The following is a 12,219-nucleotide window of genomic DNA, read 5'->3' as shown; positions in this document are numbered from 1 at the left end:
CAACCTAGCTGAATCACTCTAGAATGCGATCGAGCGTCGCTGCCATCACATCCTTTGTTTGCCCGGAAACAGTATACACCAAAGCCTCTCGATAAACTCTTCCAGCCGGGTGCAGCGTACCGTTAGCCGCACCGCTGGAAACCACCACCGCAGCGTGCCCGCACCGCACAGCCAAATCAATAGCTTCCGCTCGGAGCGCTAATTGTTCGGCTTTTGAGCTATGTTGAGATTGTAGGAAATGCTGTTTTAGCCGATCGAGCTTCTGTTCCAATTTTGTGCAAGCCGCCACAATCGCAGGCGAATCTTTAACTATCGCCGCCGCTACAATTACATCCAATCCCGCGCGAATACAGCCAAAAGTAACCGGCACAAAATTCAGGATATTTTTGCTGTCATTTTCCGCAATCCAACCGACAGCTTTAACCGAAATTATTTCCGATTCATGCAACAACCAATTATTAAGACTTGCTGTCACAGTATTAGTCGAATTCATCGCGATTAACGGCATGATTTCGCTGACAGCTATTTTACCAGATTCCCGTTCAATATTAGCAAAAGGCAGCAAACCAAAAACCGCGCGATTGTCTGGAAGTACCGCAGCCACAATAAACTTTTCAAACAAGCCAAAACCAGTAATCCAAGGAACATTCCCCGACAGTAGATAGCCATCTTTTACGGGAGTTGCGGTGACTGCCGGATTGCCCGTTAGCGAAGCCCTCGAAGAGGATCGCCTCAAATGCGAAAACCCAACACCCAAGCGTAACTCTTTTTGGGCGATCGCGCGCAAGTATTTGCCTTTTAGCATTTCATTGTCACTGCCAGCAATCATCGCAGTTGCGCTGTGGTGCTGAGTTTGCAGAAAAGACAAAGCCCCAGAATATCGCGCCGTCAATTCCTGATATTGGTAAAAAAGCTCCGGTGGAATACCCGCGCCGCCGTATTTTTGGGGAAAGCGCAACGCTAAGAGCGATCGATTTTCCAATCCTAAAAGTGCTGTTTTCAGCGCTTCCGAGTCACTGTCGATAATTTCCGCGCGGGGTGCAACGCACTCTTTTAGGTAACTTTCCGCGCTGTTTAGAATATATTGAAAATCCATTTTTTATGATGATTTTATAGAAGACTGGGCGGTTGAAACCGCGTCTATAGAAACAAAACCCACCTCCGTGGGTTGAATCTTCAGACTCGGCGGTTGAAACCGCGTCTACACAAACAAAACCCACCTCCGTGGGTTGAATCTTCAGAAACGGCGGTTGAAACCGCGTCTATAGAAACAAAACCCACCTCCGTGGGTTGAATCTTCAGACTCGGCGGTTGAAACCGCGTCTATAGAAACAAAACCCACCTCCGTGGGTTGAAGACAATGCGGTTAAAATTATATGAGCTTCTTCAGTCTGCGGAGGCAGACTTCCTTTGTGTAGACGCGGTTTAAACCGCCGTTTCTTCAGTCTGCGGAGGCAGACTTCCTTTGTGTAGACGCGGTTTAAACCGCCGTTTTCCTGGTTTAAACCGCCGTTTTCCTGGTTTAAACCGCCATCTTAATTAATCATTATTCCCAAACTTTCCAAGGAGCCTTCCCTTCATCCCAAAGCTCGTTTAAATACTTATATTCCCGATAAGTATCCATCGCATAAAAGAAGCCTTCATGGCGGTAAGCCATCAACTGTCCATCTGCTGCCAAACGCTGCATTGGCTCCTGTTCTAAAACACAATCATCCTCACCCAAATACTCAAATATCCGGCGGTTAAATATAATATATCCAACACTAATCCAGCCGTCTATTTGAGGTTTTTCAGCAAATTCTCGTACTTGACCTTCACTGTCAACATCCAAAATCCCAAAACGTGAAATCGGGCGAAATGTAGTTACAGTTGCCAGCTTACCGTGAGACTTGTGAAACTCCATCAATTTATCGATATTGACATCAGCAACTCCATCACCATAAGTCACCATAAAATTCTCGCCATCGATATATTTTTCGATCCGTTTTACCCGCCCTCCCGTCATGCTTTCTGCACCAGTATCAGCCAGCGTTACATGAAAATTTTGTTCGCGATGTTCCTGCTGATAAGTGATGGTATTTTTCCGTCCCAGACATATCGTAAAGTCATTGTTCATGGCTTCATAATTCAGGAAATATTCTTTAATCATGTTGCCGCGATAGCCCAAGCAGACAATGAAGTTTTGGAAACCGTAGTGGGCGTAGATTTTCATGATGTGCCAAATAATCGGGCGCCCGCCGACATCAACTAAAGGCTTGGGGCGAAATTCTGTTTCTTCTCTCAGACGAGTACCAAGACCGCCCGCTAGGATGACTACTTGCATTTTTTCACCTTTTGAAAACTTATCAATTAATCTATCATCAATTATCTGGGATTTTTTCAAAGAATTATTAATAATTTCTCAGATTGAGTGAAGCTTTGTAAACCCTAAAAAAATCCTATTCTAAATACAATGTAGGGTGCGGACTGTGCATCGCCCACTTATTAAATGCTGCGTGCAATTCCTAACTCACTCAGTCCCGGACGCATCAACCTCAAAAAAACCTGGTTTTTAACCTAATTTGTGGGTGAGAGCGGGGTGCATCTCAATTTTGAAGAGGGCGAAGCATGACCGCATATAAGTTATTAGTTATAATCCTATATTGACTACGGTCATGCTTCGCCCCTACAAACATATTTTCCTTGCGTGAGATGCACCCTGAGAGCGCATAATTTTCGTAAAAAATTTGGTTTCTAGGCACCTGTGCGTCCAGGACTATCACTAATGCTAAACTAGGAAACAGACAAAAACATTAGACAACTATACTGAACATCAAAAACAACAATGAAAAGTCAACTCGATCGCCTAAAAAGATTTTTAGGTATAATCTGCGCGATCGCCTCAATCACAATCTTATTGCACTCGGCAATATCCGCTGTTGGTGGCGCTGTTTTTGCAGGGGAAATCTCAAATATACCACAAACCACCATAGCCTTTGTCCCTAAGATACCGGGCGGCGGATTGGATGTTCACGAAGCCGCAGGAGGACACACTTTAGAGAGACACGTTGGTAAAACAGAAGGAGAATTAGCACAGCGACTCGGACGAGAAATGGAAATTGCTGCTGCATCTTCCTTTGCTAACCGTTCCGTCGCTGAAGCGGCGATTGCGGAAGCAATGTCCAAAAATCAAAGTGCGATCGCCTCCTGGGTAAAAAAAGGAGGCAATCGTTATACGATCGACTACAACGCCAACAGAACAATTGGCATTACTCTGCGCCGCCGCTCATCCAAAGCAACTCCAGTCTCTCGCCTGAAAATCGTCCTCCAGCGCAGCAATAAATTACCTCCCGGATACTTTATTCTCACAGCTTATCCCCAATGATCGATCAATTTCCTAATTTAACCCAATTTTTCAGTTCCTACTTTCACCAAGAGTGGGCGCTAGAAGCTGACACTCCCAGTGATGTAGTCAATAACTACCTGAACAGCGAACCCCCCGCAAGTATTGAAGCTGCATCGCAAGAACTTAGTCAACTGCTAGAAATGTCGATTTCCGAACCAGATTTAGAAACCTTCGTCCTGGATGAATTAGGCTGTTACTATGACCCACAATCGAAAAATCAAACTGTCAGAGAATGGCTGGAATCCGTGCAGCAATCGTTGATAAATCTCCGATGATTCGGCGGTTGGAAACCGCTACTACACAAGCCAAGTCTGCCTCCGCAGACTAAGAGATAGAGGAGTATTTAAGCCTGATTTTTTTGTAGATACTGCCTACTATTTAGTCTCGCGTTGCGCGGACTTCGTTTGTGTAGTCGCGGTTTCCAACCCCCGGGTTTCTAACCACCTCGGATTTAAAATTAGATCGCACATTTCTCTCAAATCCCATCCATATTTCTTCGTCCGCGGAGGCGGACATCGTTTGTGTAGTCGCGGTTTCCAACCGCCGACTCTTGAGTGATTTTACTTGGTAATAGTCAACAAATAACCTTCATGAACTTTGACATTAGGAACAACATAAGTCAAATTATTTCCACCAACCGAAATACTTTCTTCTTTAACCGTAACCAGCTTTTGCACAGCGCCTTCGAGATTGTTAGGAATCTTCTCTAATTTGAGACTAACTTTTTGACCGTTTTTAATCCCAAGCTGCTGCAAATTTACAAGATTCAAGGTAACGGTTGTGGCTGACGAATAATTGCGATCGAAATAACCCAAAAGTACCTGTGCTTTACCTTCGGGATTTGACTTGCTAGCTAAGGCCACAAGACGATCGCTATCCGATCGACTCAGCACCCGCGAATTCACTCCATCAGCATAAGCTTTGTAAGTCCACCAAGCAGCCCTCGGCTCAAAAGTATTCGGCGTAACCATCCCTGTCAGCGTATTATTGAAGCAATTACTAACTTTTTTACCTACTGTTGTATCCCAACAAGCTCTGCAAGCACCATCAGCTCTTGCATACTCCAAGTTAGACAAATAACCTAAAATTTCCCCCGGCTGATACTGCGCTAATTCTCCGACAATTTCGTTGACATAAATCTTTTGCAATTTTAGTTCCTTGTAAAAGGGACTTTGTTGGAAATTGCGTTTAGCATCAAATACGTGATCGTCAACAAATAAAATTATGGTATCATTGAGTTCGTGCCAAGCTAGGAAATTTACTTCCAGTTTGTTCGCTTTGCAGTAATCCAAAAAAGCCGCGAGATATTCTTTGTTGTAAGTGCTGATGCTCGGCCCGCCAATCATCGCTGACGGCCCCAATTCTTGCCGCAAGATTTTGTAAGCCCTTTTGTAAGTTTCAAAGAATTGTTCTCTGCTTCCCTTCCAAAACGGATTTACTAAATCTGGTTCGTTCCAGATATCCCAAATAATTTTTTTGCCCTTATTCTGTTGGGCTAACTGTCGGATGAAGGCTTCCCACGCGGGGTAATTTTGATAGGGCCAGCCTTTGGGGTTGCTGCCGTAGCCCCAGAGGTCGCTAACTAATAGTTGAAATTCGGCTCCGCTGGCGATTACTCGATCGTAAATATCGAGTCTTCCGGCGCGCCACAGCTTGGGCTGCAAGGGCTTAATGGAGCTATCGGGGGGCTTGCTGGGGTCGATTCCGTGCAAGAAGCCGCTCATGGAGGTGATACCGGTGGCTGGCTGTCCAAAATCGACTGTGACGTTCGATCGCATTTGGGCAATTGTTGGCTGCTGCCCAAAATACGCGATTAACAGGATTGTTACCAAAGCTAAGCAAATTGGCAGCAGCTTATTAATAGGTTTGAACTTGAAGGTGAATTGCATATTGCATATTGTATGTGGTTGCAAACAGAAAAAGACTTCAATTCAATCAAGGTATGTAGTTGCGCTTCAGCGCTCTTTGTTTATATATTGAAAGAGCGCTTTCATCGCAACAACGTACCTTAAAATGAGTTCTTTCCAAGGTATGTAGTTGCGCTTCAGCGCTCTTTGTTTATATATGAAAGAGCGCTTTCATCGCAACAACGTACCTTAAAATTTAACGAGACAAGGCGAGTTCAAAACCCTGTACTAATTCCATCAATTCTTGCCAAGCTTCGGAATTAATCAGCGCACAAGTATCGAATTGCTCCCCTTTCTCTGAAGATAAGGCAACAAAATTTACAATCCAACTCAAGATAGTTTCGCTTGTCAACAATGGCGTGCATTTCCAAGCTGACTGCAACTTCTCCACCATCCCGGACATATCCCCGCGCTCCCAAGCTTGCCAAGCCTGCCATACTAGATAATAGTAATGGAGCATACTGTCAACTTTTTCGATCTGCTTTTGGACTTTGGGCGCGATCCTCTTCGAGGGCTTCGCTAACGCAAATTCGTCTCGATTGCCGCTAGCAGATAAGACTTGGGCGACAACTTCTGAGTATTCCAACAGCATCCGTTCTTCCTTAAAAAGCTCTTGGGCTCGCAGTTTGCAAGCTTGTCCTGCCAGCCTCCGCAATTCGGGATTTTGGGCCCATAGTTCTACCGTTGCGGCTAACTCTTGTGCTGTCTGTTGCGCGTCAATTGTCGGATCGGCAATTAACTTTCCGGTATCTCCCAACTCTTCGGGAATTCCGCTGACTGCTGTAGCAATTACGGGCAATCCCTTCGCCATTGCTTCCATCACTGCTAGCGGCATTCCCTCTGCTTTGGATGATAAAATAAAGATGTCGCTGGCATCCAACCAATCGGCAATATCCCACCGCTGGCCGATAAATTTAACTTGTTCGGTGACTCCTAATTCGTTGACAGTTGCTCTCAATTCCGGTTCCATGTTGTCGTGAGTCGTGGAACCGGGGCCGGCCCAAACGAAGTAAATTTGCGGCCAAACAGGCAGATTTTTCAGTTTGGCGATCGCCTGCAATTGATACTGATATCCTTTAATTGGAGTCAGTCTCGCCGCCGTGAAACAAACCACAGCCTCTTCGGGAATGCCTTGTTCTTGGCGCAGGCGTTGGCGGGTTGAGAGATTGGGCGGTTCAAAGTAATTGTTCGGCCTGCCGTAATAAATTACTTTACCCCATTCCCGAGGCATTTTGAACAAACTCTTGAACAAGTTTAAATTCTCGTGGGAAACAGCTATCACCGCTTTAGCTAAATTGTACTGATAGGCCACTGCATCGAAATAGGGAACCTGATCTCCACGGTTAAAAGTCTTATAAGTGCGATCGATATAACCCAGAGTAATTACATAAGGTATGTTCTGTTTGAGTGCAACTTGTTTCGCAGCAAAATTTGCCATCGGCCAGCCATCGCTAAATATAATTAAATCCGGTTTAGCTTCCGCGTAAATTCTTTCAGCATCGCTACAATTGTAGGCAATTCGCAAAAACTCCCTCATCGTATCGAACTCCAGCCAAATATGCTCGATACCTAGTTGTTGCTGTTCGGTAATTAAAGGATTAGAAGCTTTAGTTTGCACGCTAGTAACTCGGTAGCCGTCGGCTGCTAATTTGGAAAGTAGCGAGTGGTTGAACTGCGCCAAACCGCCGATTCCGTGGTCTTCTGCATAGACGAGTACGTGCGGTGCAAGCTGGCGGCCAATTGAACTAGGCTCTGATTTAAATTGATAGGTATTGTTGACTGCCTCCGCCACCATGTCTTGCCATTCTTTTAAATTGGTTAAGGCATAAGCATCAAAGTTGTTCGTGTATTTTTCCGAAGAAACTCTAAAAGTTTCCAACCATTTAAAAACTGTTTCTGTGCCATTATAAGGAGTATAGTACAGGGATTTTCTCAAACACTCGACCATCTCTGGCAAATATCCGTCGCGGTACATCCGCCACGCTATCCACACTAAAGACTTGTAACGTTCTGCCTTTTGTAATTGGCGTATGCGATCGGGCAAATTGGGTTGGGCGAAGAATTGCTCCATTACAATTTCCATGCTTTTCATCACTTTTTCCCCACCGGACATGAGATTGCTATCGTGCTGGCGGTAGCAGGTTAATATCTCTTTTAACCACGCACATTTGCAGCCTTTTAAACCCAAACGCAAAGCAAAATCTAAATCTTCTGTTGGCGGAAAGCGATGGTCAAAACCGCCCAGACGTTCCCACCACTCGCGCCGCACCATCATTGCACTGGGACGCACGCTTTTGTGCAGGACAAAGCTTTCTAAATCTAAGTTGGGCGTGTCTTCCCAAGGCATGACTGGGTAGATGTCTTTTCCGGTTTCATCAACCATCAACCAGCCGTTTTGTACCATCCCTAAAGTGGGGTCAGCTTCAAAACAAGCAATTTGTTTGGCGAGTTTTTCTGGCAGGAAAAAGTCGTCGGCATCCAGAAATGCTAAAAATTCGCCTTTGGCCATTTCGCAAGCGCGGTTTCGAGCTTTTGCTGCTCCTTGATTTTCTTGATATACGTACTGAATCACATCGCGGTACGGCTCTAAAGTTTGCCTCGTATTGTCTGTAGAACCATCATCTACGACGATAATTTCCCAGTTTTGGTAAGTTTGATTTACAGCGCTCTCCACAGCTCTAGTAATGTAGTGTTCGCAGTTGTATGCCGGGATAATTACGCTGACTCGCGGTGTTTTTGAGGTAGGTATGCTAGCCATTATTTTTTTCCATTCTGGTAAGTTTCTTAACGATTGAAAATCGATTGTAACTCCGTAAGTTTGAGCGATCGCACTCAGACGCTTCTGCCAATCGGTGACTGTTGGCCTTAGAGGATAAGGACTGTACTGGATAGATTTTTGGAAAAATTCAACCGCCTCTACTGGATGGTTACTATAGTACAATTGCCAAGCCATCCAAGTCAATGCTTCGTAAAAAGCCGGATTTTCTAACTCGCGGATGTGCTGCGGTAAATCTGGTTTGGCGAAAAATTGCTGTTTTAAGGTAATAAAAAGATTGGCTTGTTTGAGAGCTTTTTTTATTGATACATTTTGATCGTGCTGGCGGTAGGATACTGTCACTTGAGGCAGCCATGCTGCTTCGCAACCCAAGAGGGCTAAACGCAGAACTAAATCTGAATCGTCTACTGAATCAAATTCTGAATTAAATCCGCCTGCAAGTTCCAGCCACTGACGTGAAAACATCATGGCGCTGGGAAGTACGGGCATTTGTACTATCCAAGTTTCTAAGTTCAATTTTGGGAAATATTCCCAAGCTTTGATATCGGAAATTTTGTCGCCTTGCTGGTTGACAATGCGCCAGCCGCTGTTAACAATTCCTAAGGAGAGTTGCTGGCGAAATAGGGATATTTGTGCTGCTAATTTATCTGGCAAAAAGAAGTCATCTTGATCTAAAAAAGCGATGAATTCGCCTTTGGATTCCTGAATTCCTCGGTTGCGGGCTGCTGCTACTCCGGCATTTTCTTGATATACGTAGCGAATTCTGTCGAAATAAGGCTGCAATACCTGATGTGTCTCATCTGTCGAACCGTCGTCTACAACGATTATTTCTAAATCTGTAAAAGTTTGGCACAACACGCTTTCTACCGCTTGTACGATGTAGCGAGATCCGTTGTATGCTGCTATAATTACGCTGACTTGCGGTGTGCGTGTGGCTGCTGACATTGTTTACCTGGTTGTTCAGTAGAAGGAAGAGGGAAGAGGGAAGAGGGAAGAGGGAAAAAGATATACACAACAAGCTTAAGCGCGAGCCGTATTTTGAGTTTTATTAGGTGGGTTTACTTAACTGGTTGCTATCTTAGTTTAATCGAAATATGTGTTTGCTCGACTTGCGTACAAATTAACTTAAACAGTCCTCGACGCACTCCGACAAAGAAACCGGGTTTTTTCCCAAATTTGCGAATCACAGCGCGTCTTCTCAGCAAAAACCCGGTTTCTGGCAACCTGTGCGTAAGTCCTATTAAAGTTCGTTAGCGTAGCCCTCGATGACGATCGCATAAATGCCATCCAGGTACTCGGTATTTACAGTCAGGCTGATGTCGGTGCACGATCTGGAGGATATTAGAGAGGTTTTGCTCTACAATTACACAGGGAATTATTACTAAACAGGAACGTTAAAAGTGAATTCAGAAACAGCCGCGGTTGATTTGCAACAACAGGCAGAAATATATTTAGCTTTAGGGAAGTTGGATCGGACGATCGCACTTTGCCACCAAATTCTCGAATCCCACCCCGATTCCGCCGAGACTTGCAAAACCTTAGGAAAGGCGCTGCAAGCTCAGGGTAAGCTAGAAGACGCTCGGTATTGGTATAAAGTTGCGATCGCCCACAAACCGGATTTTGCCGAAGCTTTTGCTAACCTCGGCACCCTCTGCGCTAGTTTGCAACAATGGCAAGAAGCGATCGACTGTTACCAAAAAGCGATCGCCCTACAACCAGACTTTGCAGGATTTTACCGCAATTTGAGCCGGATATTTACCGAAGTCGGTCAAGCTGAGCCAGCAGCCGACTGTTGGTATCAATCACTCAGCGTGGAACCGATCGACATACCGGAAGAATATCTAGATTTGGGCAATACTTTGTTGGCGCAAAACAAGCCACAAAAAGCTCTAGTTTGTTACCACCGCGCTATTTATTTAAACCCTAGTTGTTGTGAAGCTTACACCAAATTAGCCGAAGCTGCTAGCGCCCTAAAACAGTGGGACGAAGCTATTGTTAACTACCGCAAAGCTATCAAGCTTCAACCGGATATTTCGGAATTTCATTACAAATTAGGCAATGTTTTGCAAGCCAATAAACTCTGGCGCCAAGCCGAAGCTGCCTACCGCGAAAGTATTGAGCTGAATCTGAATTCTTTTTGGTCTTACTACAATTTAGGCAGCGTTCTGCTCGAATTAGAACAATGGCAAGAAGCTATTATTGTCTACCGCACGGCTGTGGCAATTGACCCAAATTTTTCTTGGTCTTACTACAGCCTCGGTGAAGCTTACGGCAAATTAGAAAAATGGTCGGAGTCCGCAGCAGCATACCAGCAAGCTGTTGACTTAGATCCGAATTTTTCTGGTTCTTGTCACAAGTTGGGAGATGCGCTTTTTCAATTAGAAAAATGGTCGGAAGCTGCGACAGCTTACCAGCGGGCGATCGCTCTTAATTCAGATTTTTTTTGGTCTCATTATAATTTAGCATTAACTTTAGTTAAACTCCAGGATTGGTTGGCAGCAATCTTGGCATACCAGCGGGCGATCGAACTCAATCGAGACTTTTCTTGGGCTTACCACAATTTAGGAGAACCGCTGTTAAAAACCGAGCAGTGGAAAGCAGCAGCTACTGCTTATCAGCGCGCTATTGAACTCAACCCCAATTTTTCTTGGTCTTATTATAATTTAGGCGATGCTTTGACTGAGATCCACAACTGGAACGAAGCTGTTTCTGCTTACCTTTGTGCGCTGCAAATCGAACCGGATCTCCCCAACATTTACGCCAAGTTAGGCGATGCTCTCATCAAAAGAGTGCCGTCAGGTTTAGATCCGGCAACGAGTTACTATCACCACGAATTGCAGCCGCTGCACGCTCCTGAATTTTACTGCGAAACAGCCCAAAAGTTTGCCGAGAGCGATCGCCCCGACGCAGCTACAGTCTTGTACTTGATGGCGTTAGAAATTCGGCCGCAAGATGCCGCAATATCCGGGAAATTGGCGGAAATTTTGCAAAAAAATGACTCTACGGGCGATCGCAGTATATTATCAGAGTTGGAGAATGACGATATTCGCGATCGCTACATTGCCCGAGTCGTCAAAAATCAGACTTTTGCAGAAGTCGGGGGATTGTGGGGCACAGTCAACGAAAAAGTATCCGTAGCAAGCAAATACGGTGCAGTTTCTCTGACAATGATTGATGTCACGCCGGCATCCGCACACATTTGGGATGATTTTCGCGATCGCATGGCAAGTTTAAATATTGCTAATTATAATTGTATCAGTCAAGATATAACTCAGATTCAGCTTGCAGAAATTGGTGAGCCTTACGATGTCGTCCACTGTGCAGGAGTTTTGTACCATCACCCCCACCCTTTGCAAATTTTAATGAGCTTGCGTCAAATAACAGGGCAGTATTTAATCTTAACTTCAGCAATTACCCAAGAACTTATAGAAAACGAGCGGGGACGCTACGAAATTCCAGCTTCTGGGGTAATCTTCATTCCCGCTTTGGGCGAAGCAGAACGAGCTATCTTAACAGCTTACTGGCAGCAGTACACCTACGGCACACCAATTCTCGGAGTAATTGATAAAGCCGTTTTTGACATCAACGACTTTGGCCCTTGGTGGTGGCTGCCTACAGCTTATGCTTTAGAATCTATGTGTAAAGTAGCTGGCTTTAAGGTTTTAGATAAAGGATTGACTTGGTACAATAACGCTCTGACTCTATTGCTGGAGATTTAAAGATTGTTCATTCAGTTGACAGTTGACAGTTGACAGTTGACAGTTGACAGTTGACAGCTTGAGGGCGACCTCTACCTAGAAGGAAGAGGATTGGAGTAATGAATCGTCTAATTTTAATTTCTTCCAAAAGGGAGAGGATTTAAACCAATTCTTTCTGGTAAACGAACAATTCCAAAAAATCCGCACAAACAAATGATAGAAAATTCTATGTCTGAGATGATTCCTAGTTCTATTTCCCCAATATTCCTACTAGAACCCAGTCTGTTTTTAATTACGAAATAAAATATACGAACCGCACCCGAGGGTTAGGATTTTATTAATTACCGAAATCCTTGCTTTATTGCTTCTGACTTCTCTTCTACATATAGCGGTTCTCAAAAAAGTGAGGTATGCGCTATGCGCTATGCCCTATGCCCTATGCCCTATGCCCTA

The 12,219-nt window shown here is 44.7% G+C and carries 7 protein-coding genes; 3 read left to right on the top strand and 4 right to left on the bottom strand.

Annotation, left to right across the window (positions count from 1 at the left end; all coding sequences use genetic code 11):
* Positions 1 to 13: 13 nt before the first annotated feature.
* Entirely contained in the window at positions 14 to 1,096 is a 1,083-nt protein-coding gene (locus JGK14_RS06820) for an acyl-CoA dehydrogenase family protein (protein WP_325314883.1), read from the bottom strand.
* Between the two features lie 450 nt (positions 1,097 to 1,546).
* Positions 1,547 to 2,323, bottom strand: coding sequence for a glucose-1-phosphate cytidylyltransferase (gene rfbF, locus JGK14_RS06815; protein ID WP_293174692.1), 777 nt, complete (start codon positions 2,321 to 2,323; stop codon positions 1,547 to 1,549).
* Between the two features lie 501 nt (positions 2,324 to 2,824).
* Between rfbF and JGK14_RS06810 the strand changes: the two genes are divergently transcribed.
* Both JGK14_RS06810 and JGK14_RS06805 read left to right on the top strand, forming a co-directional pair.
* Positions 2,825 to 3,364, top strand: coding sequence for an RNase A-like domain-containing protein (locus tag JGK14_RS06810; protein WP_293174689.1), 540 nt, complete (start codon positions 2,825 to 2,827; stop codon positions 3,362 to 3,364).
* Positions 3,361 to 3,660 (top strand): contact-dependent growth inhibition system immunity protein, encoded by a 300-nt coding sequence (locus tag JGK14_RS06805; RefSeq protein ID WP_293174686.1) that lies wholly within the window; start codon positions 3,361 to 3,363, stop codon positions 3,658 to 3,660. The genes JGK14_RS06810 and JGK14_RS06805 overlap by 4 nt, the downstream gene beginning before the upstream one ends.
* 285 nt (positions 3,661 to 3,945) lie before the next feature.
* On the opposite strand, the gene JGK14_RS06800 is transcribed toward JGK14_RS06805, so the two are convergent.
* Both JGK14_RS06800 and JGK14_RS06795 read right to left on the bottom strand, forming a co-directional pair.
* Complete coding sequence (locus JGK14_RS06800) at positions 3,946 to 5,274, bottom strand: GH39 family glycosyl hydrolase (protein ID WP_293174683.1); 1,329 nt, start codon at positions 5,272 to 5,274, stop codon at positions 3,946 to 3,948.
* A 214-nt stretch (positions 5,275 to 5,488) separates the two neighbouring features.
* On the bottom strand, positions 5,489 to 9,013 hold the full coding sequence (locus JGK14_RS06795) for a glycosyltransferase (protein WP_293174680.1): 3,525 nt from the start codon (positions 9,011 to 9,013) through the stop codon (positions 5,489 to 5,491).
* 455 nt (positions 9,014 to 9,468) lie between these two features.
* On the opposite strand from JGK14_RS06795, the gene JGK14_RS06790 reads away from it, so the two are divergent.
* Positions 9,469 to 11,787 carry a tetratricopeptide repeat protein gene (locus tag JGK14_RS06790; RefSeq protein WP_293270524.1) on the top strand — a complete coding sequence of 773 codons (2,319 nt, stop codon included), beginning with the start codon at positions 9,469 to 9,471 and terminating at the stop codon, positions 11,785 to 11,787.
* Positions 11,788 to 12,219: the final 432 nt, after the last annotated feature.

Source organism: Microcoleus sp. PH2017_28_MFU_U_A (assembly GCF_020738035.1).
Taxonomy (GTDB): domain Bacteria; phylum Cyanobacteriota; class Cyanobacteriia; order Cyanobacteriales; family Microcoleaceae; genus Microcoleus.
Note: the sequence above shows the minus strand (reverse complement) of the source record. Positions and strands in the feature narration are given on the sequence as shown.